The 16,848-nt window shown below is 45.9% G+C and carries 18 protein-coding genes; 9 read left to right on the forward strand and 9 right to left on the reverse strand.

Annotated elements, in window-relative coordinates; all coding sequences use genetic code 11:
• Nucleotides 1-83 precede the first annotated feature (83 nt).
• The 7 genes from MTR82_RS11940 to MTR82_RS11970 all read left to right on the forward strand — a co-directional run bounded on the left by MTR82_RS11940 (nt 84) and on the right by MTR82_RS11970 (nt 4,462).
• Nucleotides 84-506 carry an HIT family protein gene (locus tag MTR82_RS11940; protein WP_246809268.1) on the forward strand — a complete coding sequence of 141 codons (423 nt, stop codon included), beginning with the start codon at nt 84-86 and terminating at the stop codon, nt 504-506.
• 113 nt (nt 507-619) lie between these two features.
• Nucleotides 620-1,150 carry a tryptophan transporter gene (locus tag MTR82_RS11945; RefSeq protein ID WP_246809269.1) on the forward strand — a complete coding sequence of 177 codons (531 nt, stop codon included), beginning with the start codon at nt 620-622 and terminating at the stop codon, nt 1,148-1,150.
• Nucleotides 1,151-1,273: 123 nt separating this feature from the next.
• A complete protein-coding gene (locus tag MTR82_RS11950; protein WP_246809271.1) occupies nt 1,274-1,672 on the forward strand; it encodes a YtxH domain-containing protein in 399 nt (132 codons plus the stop codon).
• A 314-nt stretch (nt 1,673-1,986) separates the two neighbouring features.
• Nucleotides 1,987-2,547, forward strand: a complete 561-nt coding sequence (locus MTR82_RS11955) for an HTH-type transcriptional regulator Hpr (protein WP_246809273.1) — start codon at nt 1,987-1,989, stop codon at nt 2,545-2,547.
• 106 nt (nt 2,548-2,653) lie between these two features.
• On the forward strand, nt 2,654-3,199 hold the full coding sequence (locus MTR82_RS11960; RefSeq protein WP_246809275.1) for a DUF3267 domain-containing protein: 546 nt from the start codon (nt 2,654-2,656) through the stop codon (nt 3,197-3,199).
• 60 nt (nt 3,200-3,259) lie between these two features.
• Nucleotides 3,260-3,445, forward strand: coding sequence for a hypothetical protein (locus tag MTR82_RS11965; RefSeq protein WP_052652286.1), 186 nt, complete (start codon nt 3,260-3,262; stop codon nt 3,443-3,445).
• A 117-nt stretch (nt 3,446-3,562) separates the two neighbouring features.
• Complete coding sequence (locus tag MTR82_RS11970; protein ID WP_052652288.1) at nt 3,563-4,462, forward strand: peptidylprolyl isomerase; 900 nt, start codon at nt 3,563-3,565, stop codon at nt 4,460-4,462.
• A 98-nt stretch (nt 4,463-4,560) separates the two neighbouring features.
• On the opposite strand, the gene yhaM is transcribed toward MTR82_RS11970, so the two are convergent.
• The 5 genes from yhaM to MTR82_RS11995 form a co-directional block, all read right to left on the reverse strand.
• Nucleotides 4,561-5,502 carry a 3'-5' exoribonuclease YhaM gene (yhaM, locus tag MTR82_RS11975; RefSeq protein ID WP_052652289.1) on the reverse strand — a complete coding sequence of 314 codons (942 nt, stop codon included), beginning with the start codon at nt 5,500-5,502 and terminating at the stop codon, nt 4,561-4,563.
• Nucleotides 5,499-8,330: an ATP-binding protein gene (locus MTR82_RS11980; RefSeq protein ID WP_246809276.1), complete on the reverse strand. Its 2,832-nt coding sequence runs from the start codon at nt 8,328-8,330 to the stop codon at nt 5,499-5,501. Before MTR82_RS11980 ends, yhaM begins: the two co-directional genes overlap by 4 nt.
• 3 nt (nt 8,331-8,333) lie before the next feature.
• Nucleotides 8,334-9,551 carry a metallophosphoesterase family protein gene (locus tag MTR82_RS11985; protein ID WP_246809277.1) on the reverse strand — a complete coding sequence of 406 codons (1,218 nt, stop codon included), beginning with the start codon at nt 9,549-9,551 and terminating at the stop codon, nt 8,334-8,336.
• Nucleotides 9,552-9,652: 101 nt separating this feature from the next.
• The gene (locus MTR82_RS11990; protein ID WP_246809279.1) at nt 9,653-10,903 is read right to left on the reverse strand and encodes an ABC transporter permease; all 1,251 of its coding nucleotides are present in this window, start codon (nt 10,901-10,903) and stop codon (nt 9,653-9,655) included.
• Nucleotides 10,896-11,795, reverse strand: coding sequence for an ABC transporter ATP-binding protein (locus MTR82_RS11995; protein ID WP_246809280.1), 900 nt, complete (start codon nt 11,793-11,795; stop codon nt 10,896-10,898). The genes MTR82_RS11990 and MTR82_RS11995 overlap by 8 nt, the downstream gene beginning before the upstream one ends.
• 120 nt (nt 11,796-11,915) lie before the next feature.
• Here MTR82_RS11995 and MTR82_RS12000 point away from each other — a divergent pair, with 120 nt between their 5' ends.
• Complete coding sequence (locus MTR82_RS12000) at nt 11,916-12,101, forward strand: YhzD family protein (protein ID WP_246809283.1); 186 nt, start codon at nt 11,916-11,918, stop codon at nt 12,099-12,101.
• Nucleotides 12,102-12,325: 224 nt separating this feature from the next.
• On the opposite strand, the gene MTR82_RS12005 is transcribed toward MTR82_RS12000, so the two are convergent.
• The 3 genes from MTR82_RS12005 to MTR82_RS12015 all read right to left on the reverse strand — a co-directional run bounded on the left by MTR82_RS12005 (nt 12,326) and on the right by MTR82_RS12015 (nt 14,709).
• Nucleotides 12,326-13,105: an enoyl-CoA hydratase gene (locus MTR82_RS12005; protein WP_246809285.1), complete on the reverse strand. Its 780-nt coding sequence runs from the start codon at nt 13,103-13,105 to the stop codon at nt 12,326-12,328.
• Between the two features lie 86 nt (nt 13,106-13,191).
• Entirely contained in the window at nt 13,192-13,539 is a 348-nt protein-coding gene (locus MTR82_RS12010; RefSeq protein ID WP_052652301.1) for a YlbF family regulator, read from the reverse strand.
• 12 nt (nt 13,540-13,551) lie between these two features.
• A complete protein-coding gene (locus MTR82_RS12015) occupies nt 13,552-14,709 on the reverse strand; it encodes a DUF445 domain-containing protein (RefSeq protein ID WP_324607158.1) in 1,158 nt (385 codons plus the stop codon).
• Nucleotides 14,710-14,781: 72 nt separating this feature from the next.
• Here MTR82_RS12015 and MTR82_RS12020 point away from each other — a divergent pair, with 72 nt between their 5' ends.
• Entirely contained in the window at nt 14,782-14,985 is a 204-nt protein-coding gene (locus MTR82_RS12020) for a YheE family protein (RefSeq protein ID WP_052652303.1), read from the forward strand.
• 108 nt (nt 14,986-15,093) lie between these two features.
• Here the strand turns inward: MTR82_RS12020 and MTR82_RS12025 are convergent, their stop codons facing one another.
• Entirely contained in the window at nt 15,094-16,848 is a 1,755-nt protein-coding gene (locus tag MTR82_RS12025) for an ABC transporter ATP-binding protein (protein ID WP_246809286.1), read from the reverse strand.

Consider the following 16,848-nt stretch of genomic DNA (forward strand, 5'->3'; position numbering starts at 1 on the left):
TTTATTGTATCAAATCTCCTGTATGATTTCTTTTGGGAGAAACAAAATATGATAAACTGGTAAAAATGGAAAGGATGATGACAATGACCAATTGTATTTTCTGCAAAATTATTGCCGGCGATATCCCAAGCGTGAAAGTTTATGAAGACGAGCATGTTTATGCGTTCATGGACATCATGCCGCTATCCAAAGGGCACACGCTCCTTATTCCAAAAACGCATCGCGAGTTTGTCTATGACATGACGCCGGAAGAAGCTTCCCATCTTTTCAGTGTTGCACCGAAAATTGCTTCCGCCATCAAAGAGACATTCGAACCGGAAGGCATGAACTTATTGAACAATAACGGCGCTAAGGCAGGCCAAAGCGTTTTCCATTTCCACCTTCATTTCATCCCGCGCTACGGTGAAACGGATGGATTCGGGGCAAAATGGATGACGAAAGAAAAAGAATTCACAACCGAACGAATTCAGGAACTGGCTGGACAGGTAAAGGAAAAACTGGCTTAAATGCTTGCTTTCGTTCGCAATAAAGGATAGAATCAGGATAAGTTTTTTCGCCGGCGGCCACGAGGGCACGTCCGGGAAAGAGCAAAAAGAGTCGAGCTGAGGAGAGATGAGAAATGAATACGAAGAATTTAGTTTTGATGGCCTTATTGGTCAGTGTGGGAGCTGCACTTTATGTGATTATCCCAGGATTTAGCGGAGGCATGAAGCCGGACTTTATGTTGACCATGATGTTTATCGGCATCCTGTTATTCCCGAATGTGAAATCGGTATTTTTGCTTGCAGTGACTACAGGTGTTATATCCGGACTGTTTTCAACATTCCCGGGAGGATTTGTCCCAAATATCCTTGATAAATTCATTACCGCATTTGTTTTTTTGGCATTTGTGCTAATCTTAAATAAAATCGTACAAAAATTACCGGTAGCCATTGCGCTTTGCGTGGGAGGCACGGTACTGTCAGGAACCGTATTCCTGTCATCGGCCATCTTCGTCATCGGTGCGGATATTCCGTTTGGGATCCTCTTCACTACTGTCGTGCTGCCTGCTATGCTGCTGAACGGCGTCGCTTTCGCATTTATTTACCCGATTGTCGTTACTTTGGTAAGACGTTCGAAATTCGAAACGGCCGCTACTCAATCAGCGTAACCGAAAGCTTTTCAAGGACAATGTCCTTGAAAAGCTTTTTTTCATTGAATCCCCATTCACCTTTATGTTTTAATTAAGTAAAATAGAGGAAAAGAACGGTATAGATGAAAGGGGCGTTTGCCGATGAAAGCATCGACATTTTTTTTAGGTCTTGCAACAGGGTTAGCAGCTGGAGCTGCAGCCACATTATTCTCAACACCACAATCCGGTAAAGAACTTCGCACTTCTGTAAAAACGACTTCTTCCGATTGGAAAGAGAAGCTTGCAGATGTCAAAGAGAAAGTAAACGGACTGAAGGAATCCATCGCCACCTTATCGGCGGAAGCAAAAACGCAATTTCCAGCAGCTGCAGAAGGCTTGAAGGCTTCTATGGAAAATTGGCAAGAAGGAACAGCACCGGCCAAAGAACATTTGCAGCTTGAAATTTTAGCGATTCAAAATTCGATCGAAGAATTGCAGAATGCGATTACGAAAGATAAAAAGGAAAAAAATGACGATTCAGATCATACGGATGACAAGTAAAACTGCCCTCGGGCAGTTTTTTTTGATGGCCTAAAATGTTAGGCTGTTTTCAAAAGGCTTCTCCCCTTCTCTATTGTCCAGTTCTGGTACTTTCACTTTTCATTGTCCAGTTCAAGCGCCCAGCTCTTCGGGTCATAAGCCACCCTGCCTGTGCGGCAAAAAACGCCGCTTCGGCTGTCTGTCTTATGCCTTTCAGAGCTTAGCGGGCGCTCTCACTTTTCTATTTGGAAATTTTTTTATTATTCACACTTTAATAAGGTTTGCTTTATTGCTATAATAAAGAAAAATCTTTCTGGGGGAAAGTTGGTGCTGAAATGAATGAACGCGAATACACGATGAAGGAAGCGATGTTATTTAGCCAGCGCATCGGGCAATTGTCGAAAGCGTTATGGAAAGCAGTCGAAAAAGATTGGCAATTGTGGATAAAACCTTATGATTTGAATATTAATGAACATCATATTTTATGGATTTCTTACCATTTAAAAGGGGCTTCTATTTCGGACGTTGCTAAATTCGGAGTTATGCATGTGTCCACTGCTTTCAACTTTTCAAAAAAATTGGAAGAACGGGAACTTCTCGCTTTTTCAAAACGGGATACTGACAAACGCAATACATATGTTGAATTGACGCCAAAAGGCGAAGCACTGATGCAAGAAATGATTGAACGCTACCATGACACACCCCACTCCGTTATCGATGGGTCTCAGCCGATGCGAAACCTTTACGGAAAGTTTCCGGAGTTTTTGGATATTATGGCCTTGATCCGCAATATTTACGGAGATGATTTTATGGAAATTTTTGAAGCTTCCTTTAAAAACATCGAAAACAAATTCAACGAAGAAAATCATATAATCGAAGCCATCGAAAAACAGTGAAAACGCTGTCTAAAATTTAATATGAATCTGTCTTGATTTTATCGCAGAATCATTGTATTGTATGTATCGACTCAAAAGAGCAATCTACTTTTAGGAGATGCAACCAATGCATTGCTGGAAAACCATCAATTTAAAAAAACAATACGGACTCGATCGTGTTTATATGCTTTCTGCACTTATGGGGCTCGGTGTTTTCATGAGCTTTTATATTGTGTTGAACATCTTGTATTCTGATCCTTTGTCCGACCAGAATTTCTTCTTTTTCATCTTGGCGATTTTAGCCGTTTATCCGCTTCATAAGGCATTTCACTTTTTGCCTTTGGTCGGCTGCCGTAAATGCATCAAATTGGTTGTGAAAAAAAGCTTTAAGGTTTTCCCGATGTTTTCCTTGCATATTAAAGAACCTGTTTCCAAGAAACGTTTTTTATTCACTTTGCTGAGCCCGTTCTTATTGATCAACGCGATCATTATTATTCTTAGTATCTCAATGCCTGTATACAGCCATTATTTTGCCATGCTGCTCGCTTATCATTGCGGCTTGTGCTTAACGGACTTGATCTATCTCCGGAATCTGGCTCATTCACCAAAAGACGCTTTGATCGAGGAAACGGAAACCGGATATGAAATTCTGGTTCCGGAAGCAATGGTCTAATCCTGTTTTTTCCTCTCGTCTTTGTTATACTAGTAACTAAGTATAGAGGGGAGGAAACCCATGATAATCGCAGTTGTTGTAATGTTTTCCGTGTTTTACTTGTTCCAGATCAACCGAATGACCTTAGCGCTTGTTACATCTAGGGAAATTCCGGAGGAAAACCATCAGAAAATTTTCCGTACAATCAATATATTAATTACCATCTTATTGGTATCCTTATATGTAGGCGTAGAATTTACCCCATAAGTTCATTTGCCCCAGGCATTTGGGCTTTTTCTTTTGAAAAAGAAACTTTTTGATTTTTAAAACGTTTATGTTATAGTAACTAACGGCATCTAGAAAGAAAGTTGGGAGCGAATAATTATGAAGAAATCCATATTGACATTGTCTTTAGCCGCATCCGTTTTAGTACTAGGCGCATGCAGCGATAACGGTTCTGAGGGAGAAGTGGTCGTCTCTTCTAAAGTCGGCGACATCACTGAAAATGATTTGTACAATGAAATGAAAACCTCTGTCGGCGATCAAGCCGTCCAAGTCCTAATGATCGAAAAAGTGCTTGCGGACAAGTACGAAGTGACGGACAAAGAAGTCGATGCAGAATACAAAAAATCTGAAGAACAGCTTGGCGAAAGCTTTGAACAGTTTCTTCAGCAAAACAATCAAACCGAAGACAGCTACCGCAAAGTCATCCGTTTAAACCTCTTGCAGGAAAAAGCGTTGACTGACGGCGTTGAAGTGACGGATGAAGAAATCCAAGCACAATATGAGCGCCAAGGCACTGAACTGAACGCGCGCCATATTCTTGTAGAAGATGAAGAAACAGCAAACAAAGTGAAAAAAGAATTGGATGAAGGCGGCGATTTCGCGAAATTAGCGGAAGAGTATTCAACGGATCCTGGCTCTGCAGCAAACGGCGGCAACCTGGACTGGTTTGGAACTGGCGCTATGGTACCTGAATTTGAAGATGCGGCTTACGCATTAGAAGTGGATGAAATCAGTGCACCTGTTCAATCACAGCACGGCTTCCACATTATTCAAGTGATGGAAAAACGCCAAGTGGAAGATCAGCCGGCTCTTGAAGACCAAAAAGACGAAATCAAAAAAGAATTGGCTGTTGGAAAAGCAGACCAAGAAGCGTTGATCCCTAAAATCGCGAAAATGATGGAAGATGCTGACATCGATATTAAAGACGAAGACCTTAAAGGTGCTTTCGACGATATCATGAACGCTGAAGCTCCAGCGGAAGAAACACCAGCAGAATAAGAAAAGCGAAAGCGCCCGTCTAGCCTTTACGGGTTTAACTAAATTTTTATTCCATATGAAGAAAAGCCCTTTGCCGAATTGGCAAAGGGCTTTTCTTATTAATCAATGGTCGGTTTGTAGAACGAACGGTTATCCAGCGGGAAGAGGCGTTCTGTGAATTCACCTGGTTTCGTTTTGCCAAGCGCCCGGTCGAGCATCATCATTTTCGCATCGATATTGTCGATATAATGAAGCATCTCCGCTTCTTTGATCATCGGCTTTTTCGGGCTCCCCCACTCTTCTTTGCCGTGATGGGAAAGAATCATATGCTGAAGCAACAGCACTTCTTCACTGTGGATATCCAATTCGTCAGCTGTTTTGGAAATCTCTGTGACCATGATCGAAATATGGCCAAGCAAATTGCCTTCCAGTGTATAAGTTGTCGCAATCGGGCCGGACAATTCGAATACTTTGCCGACATCATGCAGAATGATGCCCGCATATAAAAGGTCCTTGTTCAGGGACGGATAAATTTCGCAAAGCGCTTTCCCCAATTTCAGCATGGAAACCACATGGTCCGCTAAACCGGATGCATAATCGTGGTGATTTCGCGTAGCTGCTGGGAATGTCAGAAACGGCTGCTGGTATTTCTTCAAAATGTGGCGGGTGATCCGCTGGATTTGCGGGTTTTCCATTTCGAATAAATACTGCATTACTTCTTCGAACAATTCGTCTGTGCTCTTTTCCGAAGACGGCATCAAATCCGCGATGGACTGATTTTCTTCCGGTTTTGCCGGACGGATGCTTTTAATGCGCAGTTGATTTTTGCCCCGGTAATTGTGGATTTCTCCTCCTACCCGGACAATTGTCTCTGCTGCAAACAATTTTTCATGTTCATCTTTTGTATCCCATAATTTTGCTTCAATATCTCCGCTTTTATCCTGCAGCACGAGAGACATGAAAGGATTTCCGGTGGTCGTTACGCCTTTAACCGATTGCTTGATCAGCAAAAATTCATCGATGGTTTCGCCAACCGCTCGCTGTGTGATTCCTTTGCTCATGAATATACACTCCTTTCGATAGTAGCCACGTCTATTACATAAACATCTGGCCAAACCTGCTGCATCATTTCATGACACGTAAAATAGACGAACTGGTGGTCTTCTTGCAGCTCTGTTATTAAGTTTATCATTTGCTGGAGCCGCCGGCGATCAAAATGAACAAACGGATCATCCATGATGATCGGGAACGGATGGCTTTCGGCCATCGATACAGCCAGCGCCAGCCGCAATGACAAATAAGCCTGTTCTTTTGTCGCTTGGCTCAGTTCGGCAATATGGAATCGCATGCCGTCTTTCCGCACCGCTTCGAAGGAGCCTTCTTGCGTCATTTCCATTCCCCTATAGGAACCGGCAGTCAATTTCTCGAAATAAGCTTGTGCATTTTGAATCACAGCGGGCAGACTTTTTTCTTTCAATTCTTCCATCGTCTGTTTGATCGCTTCCGTGATCGCTTTTCTGGCAGACCATTGTTTGGCCATGTCCGCCAATTCTTCTTTCTTCTCATTGAAAAGCTGCAATTGGACCTCGTAGGCTTCATCGGTCAACAGCTGATTCGTGAACTGCTGTTTTTCAGCTTGCTCGCTCAACAGGGTCCGCCGCTCTTCTTTTAGCTGCTGGAGCTTCGCTTCAAGCTGCGGAAGGTCCGATTCTTTCCACTGTTCTCCAGCCGCCTCGGAAACATTTCCGAGAACCTGCAATTGGGACCGGATGGGTGCCAACTCCCTGTCAATTTGCACCTTCTTTTGCCACTCATCCCCCAATAAATAAAACTCATCTACGGTCTGGGCATTGGCTTCTGCCATTAAGTCCTGTTGTTCTTCATGAATTTGCGCCATAAGGGCATGGAGTTGTTCGAGCTCCTGGCGAATAGCCGCTGCCTGTTCTTTCCGCTTTTCCAAGGCCGCCAGCTGCTGCTGCCGCCTATTCATTTCTCCGCGTAGCACCGCATACAATTCATCGGCTGGTGTGGGCCCATCGAGCACATTTTCAGCGTGGGCGAGCCACTCTGCCTGCTCCTGTTCAAGCTCTGCGATTTCTGTTATCATCCGCTGTTCTTTTAAAGCAACCGCATGAATTTCCCGCAATTTCTCAAAGAGCCCGAGGACCGTCGACCGGCTTGCATCCGGCGAGAGACCGAGACGCTGCAAGAAATTCTGATAAGCAAAACGCGCTTGCTCGCTGCGTCCTTCTTTGGAAAGCTTGCCGATGGAACGCTTTGCTGCTTCGATTTGTTCAATATAGCCGTCCAATTTGCGGTCATAGCTGTCCAGTCTGTCAATCAATGCCGCATATTCGGTTTCTTTGCCGCCATAGCGGCTTAGCAGAGCTTCCTGTTCGGCTCCAAGCCCCTCAGGCTTCCCGTTTTTCAGCAGGAGCCAAAGTCCGCCAATTGCCCCTAAAAAACCGATAAACGCCAAAAGGTAGTTTGACTGCCATAAACTGATGGCGAGTGTAAGCAAGCCGATTCCCGTTATGGCATAGCTTACGTTCTGGCTATTTGCCGCTTTTTGTGCACGCTTTGCTGCTCGGGCTTCAGCCACTTTAGAAGCAAGCCCTTGCCACTCTTCAGCCATTCTTCGTTCACTTTCACTCGGCTCATTCGACAAGAATAGTTTCAGCTCTTTTTCGGCTTCCGCAAGCTTCGCTTTTTCTTCTGCCAACTTCCGGTCCGCGTAGCGATTTTCTTCTTCTTCCGTTTCGGCTTGCTGAACGAGAGAAATCAGTTCTTCCTCCCGGCCTAATGAAACGTCTGCTTGAAGCGCTGCCGGCTCTTCCATGCCGATTAACGAAAGCAATCGTCTCCGGTCGTCTTCCAAACGAATGGCTTCTTCCTGCTTCCGGCGAAGTACGGAACGCATTTGATGCCATTCCGATTCACGTGCAAGAAGAGCATTCAACGGCCCCATATCGTCACTGCCGGCCTCGTTGCTTATGGTGCTTTCAGCTTCTTTTTCAAGAAATGCCGCTCTCGCCTTTGCTTCAGACAAACGGTCCATAAGCCGGTCCATCCGCCGCTGCCCATCCGAAGGAAACGCCCTCACAGCCAACGATTCCAGTTCGTTTTGAAGCCCTTTTTCTTTTTCGATCAATGGTGCCGCCTGCTGCTGCTTTTCGATTTTCTTTATTTCTTCGCTTGCTCGATCTTCTTCTTCATCGATCAAGCGGAGGCGCTGCTCGATTTCCTGAAGACGGCCGATATAAGGGCGGTACAGCTCAGCACGGCTTCGAAGCCCTTTCAGCTCCGCTTCCATCGCCCGGAGCTCTTCAACCAGCTGATTGATTTCAGGATTGCGCCCCGACTTTTTAAAAATGCCAGCCATTTCTTTTTCTAAGCGGTCTTCAAGTTTGGTAATGGCATCGATGCCGGTCGTCCCGGAGGCCAGTAAAGTCCGGCTCAACTCCTCTTCCGTCATTTTTTCCAAGCCCTGCAGTTCATGGATGGAAAATGAAAACACTGATTCAAAAGCCGCCCGGTCGTAATCCCGCAAAAGCATTTTCAATTCGGCATCCGATCCGCGTGTGCCGTCTTCAAAATAGACAGTGACTTCCCCGGCCGCTTTGCCTTTCACTCTTTCCACTATGACTTTGCCGTAAACCGGATCGGTAAGATGCAATTGCCCGCCATACTTTCCTCCCGCTTTCGGCTCATACCGCTGCAAGTTCTGTGTGCGCAGCGGGTAGCCGAATAAAGTCTGGACAATAAATTGCTGGATGGTGGTTTTTCCGGCTTCATTGGCCCCGTACAACAAAGTCATCCGGCCATTCAAATCAATGCTTAAATCCTGGTGTTTGCCAAATCCGTAAATGATGGCTTTTTCTATTTTCATCTTCTACTCCCCCATCCGGACATTTCGGCGGATTTTCTGGACAGCGGCTGCTTGAATATCAGCGGTTTCCCGGTCGCTTAACGGTTCAAGAAAACGGCTGCCTTTTGGGTGCCGATACAAATCCTTTAATGCATTTTTCCAATCAGCCAATTGCCAGGAATCCATTGCCGCTATAATTTTCTCGGCCAATGGTGAGATTTCAAAAACTTCTTGCCCCAATTCAATTTCGATGGAAGAAAGCCAGACAAACGTCTCCAGTTCTTCCAACGCTTCCTGGAGCGTCTCCCTTAATTCTTTTTCCGTCACTTCTTCAAAAAGTTCTTTGGCTCCTTCATCTACATCAGCCAAGTTCAACTGGAGGATGGAAGGGCCGTGCTCTATCAAATGATGCTCTACACTGTTTCTGCAGGCATCTATCAGTTCGTTCATGTGCATGATGCCCCCGCATGCGATGGAAAGGCCATCAAATTGAACCGCTGAAACCGGCACAAACTGAAGGCTTGTGCCTGATTTGGAAAGCGAAACATCGTAGAACCCTTTTGCCCCTGATTCGTTTTTATGGCGTCCTTGAATATTACCCGGGTAGACAATGGATGGGTTGTGATGCAGTTCTTCCCGCTTATGGATGTGGCCAAGCGCCCAATAATCGTAGTTTTTTTCAAGCAATTGCTGCTTCGTAAACGGGGCATAAACCGCATGAGCCGTTTCCCCGTCCATGCTGCCGTGAAGCATCCCGATATAAAAAGCTCCTGATTCTTCAGCAGGCAAAAAATCCTGGATCATCGCTCGTTTTACATGGCGTTCCCCATAGCTGAACCCGGAAACGATGGCTTCTCCGTTTGGCGTCGCCAATCTTATCTGCGAAACGTCAGGACCAAATACATGGACATTTTCCGGCAATTCGAAGCGCACCCATTGGCCGCTCAAATGATCGTGGTTGCCGTATCCAAGCACGACCGGAATTCTGGCATCCGCTAAACGTTCCATCCCTTGCTGGAATCGGTGCTGCGCTCGGATGCTCCGGTCTTCGCCATCGTAAATGTCGCCTGCAATCAATACAAAATCAGGTGTTTCTTTTATTGCGTAGTCGATTAAACGGTCAAACGCGGCATACGTGCTGTTTTTCACGAATTGCCATTGTTCTTTTTTCAAGCCTTTCATCCCGCTGAAAGGGCTCCCTAAGTGCAAATCAGCCGTATGGATAAATCGAATATCGCCCATAATTCTACTCCTTCGGAAACCGAATATTTGTTCCTATTTTACCATGACCCAGAACGAAAAAAAACTGTTTACCGGAAACTTCCGGCAAACAGCTGGGCCTCTTATTTTTGATTGCCTAAACGAATCGCTTTTTTAATGTCTTTCAACGATTGGGAAGAGCCGTACATCAATACGCCGCCGCGGTAAACGCGGGCGCCGAACCAGCCGAGCAAACCGATGGTCACGAGCATGATGCCGATCGACAGGAGCGGTTCCCATAACGGAATGTCCAGCATCCCTACCCGCAAAAACATGACGAGCGGAGCAAAAAACGGGATGAAGGAAGTGACCGTAACAAAAGAGGCTTCCGGAACGGAAATCCCTGAAAAGGCAATCAATGAAGCGACGACGATCAGCATCATCATCGGCAGCATCAATTGCTGGACGTCTTCGGTGCGGCTGACAAGTGAACCGAGCAAAGCGGCGAGCACCGCATATAGGAAATAACCCAATAAAAAGAACAGGACGGCAAAAAGGAACGTGCTGATTTTGACATTGGAAAAGCCGAATACGCTAAAGGCGCCTTCCGTCAATTCCGTGCCGGCTGTTTTCATCGCCAAATAGCCGGAAAGCCCAAAAATCAGCATCTGCAAAATCCCCAGTGTGCCGATGCCTGCGATCTTTGCAAACATATGCTTGACGGGTGAAACACTGGAAATTAAAATTTCCATGACACGGGAAGATTTTTCGTTCGCCACTTCCATGGCGATCATATTCGGATAGTATATAACCGCGATATAAATGAGCAAAATTAAAATGTAGACCAGCCCGCGCGCCTGGCTCAACTCTTCCTGGGATTTGGAGGATTCCGACAGCGCTTCCCGTTCAAATGCAACCGGTGCAAAAAGCTGTCCGACTTCGCTTTCGCTCAATCCTAGGCTTTCTGCCGCCACGGCTGTCTGAAGTGATTGGACAGCTTGTTCCACTTCATTGCCGCTTCCAAGTTCATTGGCGGATTCCGACACATAGCGTGCTTTCAGCGAACCTTCCTGTTCGAGCACAAGGTAAGCCTCAACTGTCCCTTCTGAGATGCTTTCCCTTAGCTCGGCTTCTGCCAAATCCGTCGGCATCGCCTGGACATCGCTGCCCAGCTGATCCAATCGGGCTTGCAGAATCGGCGTGAGTTCCCCGCTTTCATCAACCACATGAAGCACATTCCCATCTTCATCCGACCCTTGAAAAACTTCAATGATATTTGATAAATTTGCCAGCAGGAAAAAAGCAGCGACGACAATCAATGTGGTGATGATAAACGATTTGGTCTTGGCCTTCGTTAAAAAGGACTGCTTAAAGATAATCCAGAAACTATGCATAGGCTTTCCCTACTTTCGAAATGAAGATTTCTTCCAAAGACGGTTCTTCAATCGCAAAGTGGCGAAGTTTTCCGAGCTTCATCGACTCGTTCAGCAAACGATCGGCTGTCTCTTCATCGGTAATCTGAAATAAGGCGCCGTCGTGGGTTTTTGTAAACTGGACGACTCCGGCGGTATCTTTTAAGGAAGTAAGATCCTCATCCATTTTAATTCGGACATTCTGCTTGCCGAATGACCGTTTGACTTCCCGGATCGAACCACCAAGCACCACTTTTCCTTGGTCCATAATTGTCATATTGTCGCAAAGTTCTTCCACATGGTCCATGCGGTGGCTGGAAAATACGATTGTGGCTCCTTGCTTCTGAAAATCCAAGATCGCGCTTTTCAGCATTTCCACATTCACCGGATCCAATCCTGAGAAAGGCTCATCCAATATGAGCAGCGACGGATTATGCAGCAGCGACGCAATCAATTGGATTTTCTGCTGATTCCCTTTTGACAATTCCTCCACTTTCTTTGCTGCATAATGCGGTACTTGAAAACGTTCAAGCCAGACAAGCGCTTCCTGTTTCGCTTTTGAAGCCGGCATCTTCCGGAGCTGCGCCAGATACACCAATTGATCCAAGACTTTCATTTTCGGATAAAGTCCGCGTTCTTCGGGCAAATAGCCGATTTCCGGGCTTGCCGCATACGTAATAGGCTTTCCTTTCCACGTAATCACACCCGTATTCGGATTCAACAACCCAAGAATCATACGGAAAGATGTCGTTTTTCCAGCCCCATTTGCTCCCAAAAATCCATGCATCTGCCCTTGATCCACTGTCAACGACAAATCATCTACTGCTGTAAAATCACCGAATTTTTTTGTGGCATGCTGGATGGATAGTGTCATTCTCATTCCTCCTCTTCCTTTAATACGCCGCAAGTTTTGAAATGTTTCAAAAGCGGAGGACTTTTTCCACAAAACCCGATATACTTAAAATGAATAACCATTCAGAAGGAGTTGTCTAGCATGAGAACCTACAAACTGACGGCCTATGAGCAAATCGGCAAATTAATCGTGGAAGAAACGTTTACTGCAGAAAATGACGAGCAGGCAAAAGATAAAGGGCGGGCATTGCTTGAAGAAAAAGAATTGACCAACCAAACTCATCGTTTGGCTTCGCCAGCTGGCAAGTTGCTGCTGTTCCATTCATAAAATTTTGAACGCCATCCGTTAAGCAGCGGGTGGCGTTTTATCGTTTTTTCTTTTTTGATTTGGCTGAACGCGCGCATTTTCTCTTGAACGCGCGTATTTTTATTTGAACGCACGCATTTTCTCCTGAGCGAGCGTATTCCTCTTTGAACGCGCGCATTTCCTGCCGAACGCGCGCAACCATCCCATAAAGAAAAAAGCATGGCAAGATTGCCATGCTTTCCATGCTACAGCCCTTTAAATTCCGGTTTGCGCTTCTCGACAAAAGCTTGAATCCCTTCCAGGTGGTCTCCACTTTTGCGCATCGCCGACTGGGCTTTCGCTTCCATTTCCAAAACGGCTTCAAGCTCGCGGACTTTCAATTGGTGAAGGATTTCTTTGGACGCAAGCCTTGCCTGGACAGGAGAATTCAATACTTCCGCAGCATACGCTTCTGCATGCTCCATTGCCCGCCCCTCTGCCGTCACTTCTTCGATCAGCCCTTTCGCCAGCGCATCATGTGCTTTCAGCGTCTGTCCAGCCCATATCAATTGCTTCGCTTTCGGGACGCCGACGCGTTCTTTCATGAAGAAATGCCCGCCGCCATCCGGTACGAGGCCGATGCCGATGAAATTCATGGCGAGTTTGCTGTTTTCTTCTGCGATCACGTGGTCGCAAGCGAGTGCCATACTAAAGCCGAGACCCGCTGATGCGCCATGGATTGCCGCAATCGTAATTTGCGGCAAGGTATAAAGCGCTTTCGCAAGCTTCGTCACTTCTTTCATGACCAGGTCGATGTCCATCGGATTTTCAGGATCCATCATTTCTTTAATGTCTCCGCCTGCAGAAAAGGCTCTTCCTTCTCCGTGGATAATCAACACTTGCAAGCTTTTTTCATTCAACAGCGACTCGAAACAATCAGCCAACTCTTTCATCATCGTGCCGTTCATCGCGTTCATCGATTTTGGCCGGTTTAATTTTAAGTAAGCTGTGCGCCCTTGCTTGGTTAATTCGATTGTTTCATACATACAAAAAGACACCCTTCCGTAAAATGAATTATCATTCATCTTACGTATTCGGTGTCTCTAAAGGAAATCCCTTTAATTTTGTGAGATTACATTGATTCGTATAAAGATTGAACAGGTTTGATCAAGACGCGGTTCACTTCATCAATGATTTGGCTAAGTCCCATTTCGGCTTCAAGCATAGCCAAGATTTTCGGGTTGCCTTGAGCTGCTTGAGCTGTTGCTTGCGCGCTCATCATTTCTTCTTCTGTGATTTCTTCGCCTTGTGCTTGTTTTTGCTGAAGCGTCATTTGAAGATCGCGGAAGCCTTTGAATAAATCGTTGGCTTCTGCATCTGCTGTCACAGCTTCCACTGCCGCTTGCAATTTTGTGAATTCCTCCGTGTTGCGGAATGTACTTTCCAATTTGTTGATGTCGTCATAAATGTTTACTGCCATTATGATTCTCCTCTACATTGTATTCAGCGCGATGCTTAAGAATCCTTGGACGATCCCGATGATTCCCCCAAGCAAAAACCCAAGCGCTGTAATCATTTTCAATTCCCTTTGCGAAATCCCAAGAACGAGTTCTTCGAGGCGGCTTAACGGCAGAGAATCGACTTGCTCTTTTACCATGCCTTCCATGTTGATCTTCTGCAAGGCTTCTTCCAATTTCTCTTCCCCTTGCTGGAAACCGAAGTCCACAACAAGCGGGATGATGTTTGCACTTGTCCATTCTAACCCGTTCGGCCAAGTCTCTGCAAGTGTCGCATCCAGGCGGCCTTTAATGTCCGCTGTTTCTTTCACATATTCTTTAACTGCGCCGATTGCCGGTTCAAAGTCAAACTCCTTCAAGAAGTCATCCGCTTTGCGGTTTTGCAGCTTTTCCCACTCCCCGTAAGCAAGCGTGATGACCAGCTCAAACGTGCGCGGCGAATTCAAGAATTTGATGATTTCCGGCTGGATGCGGTCGACAATGCTCTTCGACTCGCCAAGCAAGGAATGAAGCATATTGCCGAATCTTCCGCGGGAAGATAAAAATTCGTCGATGAATGTCTTGATTGTCTGGCGCCCTTCCAATGAAGCAAAATAATCCGATCCTTGGTCGATGGCATATTTAACGCCTTGGATCATCTTTTGTTCCGTTTCATCGCGCCAATTCTCAGGCATCAATTCTTTAATGGTTTTGCCTTCCACATAATTGCGGATCGACACCGTCTGGCGGTCTACCAATTCATCAAGCTTCGCTTCAATTTTTAAATCCAAGCCCCCTTGGCCCGCGCCTTCCAACCAGTCATTTAAGGTTTTTGGCGAATGAAAAACGTGCATTTCCAATTGCTTCCGAATCCATCTTTCAGCTTTATTGCGCATCTCTTCATTGAAAAAACGTTTTTTAAATGTTTCCGGCGTCAGCAAATGCTGGACGATGGTGCGGCCCAGCTGCGTCGATAATTCGTCTCGCCGCTTCGGAATCAGCCCCGGTGTAAAGGGCAATCGCCAGTTTCCGATATAGACCGCTTTATACGGCCGGAAAAGCATCTTTATCGCGATAAAGTTGGTAATCCCACCGATCAACGCACCCAAAATCGCCATCAACGCAACCGTCACTAAAATATTCAAGACCTTCACTCATTTCTTTTTGTCTTTGTGAATCGCTTCTCATCCCCTATAATGTAGAGAAGAACTTAAAGGAGGATTTACATGCTTCAGCACTTTAAATTTAAACCCATGTTTGAAAACCGCCAGCTGCCTGGCTGGATTGTTTCTTTCTTCTATAAGAACGAACGCATTACTGGAGAATACCATCCGGATGGATCGATTGTCTGGGTCTCCAAAGAACCTCAAGATGCGGAACAGGTCAAAACTATGATCCACGAATTGATGCTCTTTCATGTATACGATTAATGCGCTGGAAAGTTCCGGCGCTTTTTTATTATATGTAACCGAAAGAAAATTTAACAGCAATAGCTATTAGGCTTAAATTCCTGAACAATAAAAAAAGGGAAAGCCCCCTTACCCAACAATTTGGGTAGGAGACATCCCTGATTGAATTTGATACATCTGATAATATTGGCCGCCGAGTTTCATCAGTTCATCATGTGAACCTGCTTCGGCAATCCGGCCGTGGTCCAGTACCAAAATGCGGTCCGCATTTTTAATCGTTGACAGACGGTGGGCAATAATAAAGGTGGTCCGCCCTTTTTTCAGCACTTCCATCGCATGCTGGATGATTTCTTCCGTTTCTGTATCGATATTCGAAGTGGCTTCATCCAAAATGAGGATCGCCGGATCGAATGCGAGCGCCCGCGCAAATGATACCAATTGGCGCTGGCCGGAAGACAAGGTGCTTCCTTTTTCGACAACCGGTTCGTCAATGCCTTTCGGCAAATGCTTCAATACCCGCTCGCCGCCGACCGCAGCCAACGCTTCTTCCACCCGTTCCCGCGAAATCCGCGAATCGCCGAGTGTGATATTGGATTCAATCGTTCCGGTGAACAAATAAGGGTCTTGCAAAACAATGCCCATATGTTCCCGGACCGCTTGGCGTGTCATATCGTTGATGTTCATGCCATCAATTTTAATGGCGCCTTCTGTGACATCATAAAAGCGGAACAATAAGTTCATAATGGAACTTTTTCCGGATCCCGTATGCCCCACCAATGCCACAGTTTCTCCTTGCTTCGCTTCAAATGAAATATCCTTCAGCACGTATTCATCTTCCTCATAAGCAAACCATACGTTTTCAAACCGTACATTTCCGCGGTAGCGGGCAATTTTCTCATCGCTGACCGGTTCGCCTGTGCGGTCAAGCAAACGGAAAACCCGTTCTGCCGCAACCAACGCCTGCTCCAATTTCGCAAACTGGTTGACGATTCCGCTGATTGGGTTAAACAAGCGGATAATGTAATCGACAAACGCGTATAAAACGCCGACCGTGACAGCCGAATTGACGCTCATCGAAGCCGTGCCGAAATACCAGATGAAGAGAATAAAGATGAGCGAACGCAAAACGCCGACCATGTTATGGGAAGCCGTTGCTTCCAAAATCAAGAGTTTTTGCTGGAATTTATAATGCTTATCATTCAATTCCTCGAATTCATTTTTCATCAGTTTTTCGCGGCGGAAAGCCTGGATGATGGTCATGCCTTGAATCGATTCGTTAATGATCGCGTTCATATCGCTCAATTTTTCGCGGACGACATGATTGTATTTCGCTGCGAACTTCCGGTAGACCAGCATCCAGCCATACAGTAACGGAATCAATACGAGCATCATCGAAGCCAGCTGCCAGTCCAAATAGAACAAGGCGGCGTAAATTCCGGCCATATACATGAAGCTCGTGGCAAATTGAGACAACACCGTCACAAACAGTTCCCGGATTGCTTCTGTATCATTCGTGATCCGGGAAACGACTTTTCCTGCAGGAAGGCTATCAAAATAGCGGATCGGCAAGGTCTGGACATGCTCGAAGACATCATTCCGCATCTTTTTGATAATGCTGTTCGCCCCTTTTTGCAAGAAAATATATTCCAAATACCGGAAGATTGACGCGACTACCCCAAGCCCTAAGAAAATGGCCAATAGGTAAGCAATCGGTTCAAAATTCACGGTTCCGTTTGCCGGGGCAATGTGGTTATCGATGATTTCCTTTGCAATGAGCGGCGCTGCCAAGTCGGCTGCCACTGCTACCGCTAAGAGCATCAAGCCCCCAAGCAAAACCTTTTTAAATTGCATAGCGTATTTAACTAAACGTTTTCCTGTCCCCAT

Source organism: Planococcus ruber (genome assembly GCF_022819085.1).
Lineage (GTDB): Bacteria > Bacillota > Bacilli > Bacillales_A > Planococcaceae > Planococcus > Planococcus ruber.

Bases quoted from the DNA above. Each gene is read 5' to 3' on its own strand.
- MTR82_RS11940 (WP_246809268.1), top strand. From the start codon at position 84: ATGACCAATTGTATTTTCTGCAAAATTATTGCCGGCGATATCCCAAGC.
- MTR82_RS11945 (WP_246809269.1), top strand. From the start codon at position 620: ATGAATACGAAGAATTTAGTTTTGATGGCCTTATTGGTCAGTGTGGGA.
- MTR82_RS11950 (WP_246809271.1), top strand. From the start codon at position 1,274: ATGAAAGCATCGACATTTTTTTTAGGTCTTGCAACAGGGTTAGCAGCT.
- MTR82_RS11955 (WP_246809273.1), top strand. From the start codon at position 1,987: ATGAATGAACGCGAATACACGATGAAGGAAGCGATGTTATTTAGCCAG.
- MTR82_RS11960 (WP_246809275.1), top strand. From the start codon at position 2,654: ATGCATTGCTGGAAAACCATCAATTTAAAAAAACAATACGGACTCGAT.
- MTR82_RS11965 (WP_052652286.1), top strand. From the start codon at position 3,260: ATGATAATCGCAGTTGTTGTAATGTTTTCCGTGTTTTACTTGTTCCAG.
- MTR82_RS11970 (WP_052652288.1), top strand. From the start codon at position 3,563: ATGAAGAAATCCATATTGACATTGTCTTTAGCCGCATCCGTTTTAGTA.
- yhaM (WP_052652289.1), bottom strand. From the start codon at position 5,502: ATGAGCAAAGGAATCACACAGCGAGCGGTTGGCGAAACCATCGATGAA.
- MTR82_RS11980 (WP_246809276.1), bottom strand. From the start codon at position 8,330: ATGAAAATAGAAAAAGCCATCATTTACGGATTTGGCAAACACCAGGAT.
- MTR82_RS11985 (WP_246809277.1), bottom strand. From the start codon at position 9,551: ATGGGCGATATTCGATTTATCCATACGGCTGATTTGCACTTAGGGAGC.
- MTR82_RS11990 (WP_246809279.1), bottom strand. From the start codon at position 10,903: ATGCATAGTTTCTGGATTATCTTTAAGCAGTCCTTTTTAACGAAGGCC.
- MTR82_RS11995 (WP_246809280.1), bottom strand. From the start codon at position 11,795: ATGACACTATCCATCCAGCATGCCACAAAAAAATTCGGTGATTTTACA.
- MTR82_RS12000 (WP_246809283.1), top strand. From the start codon at position 11,916: ATGAGAACCTACAAACTGACGGCCTATGAGCAAATCGGCAAATTAATC.
- MTR82_RS12005 (WP_246809285.1), bottom strand. From the start codon at position 13,105: ATGTATGAAACAATCGAATTAACCAAGCAAGGGCGCACAGCTTACTTA.
- MTR82_RS12010 (WP_052652301.1), bottom strand. From the start codon at position 13,539: ATGGCAGTAAACATTTATGACGACATCAACAAATTGGAAAGTACATTC.
- MTR82_RS12020 (WP_052652303.1), top strand. From the start codon at position 14,782: ATGCTTCAGCACTTTAAATTTAAACCCATGTTTGAAAACCGCCAGCTG.
- MTR82_RS12025 (WP_246809286.1), bottom strand. From the start codon at position 16,848: ATGGGGACAGGAAAACGTTTAGTTAAATACGCTATGCAATTTAAAAAG.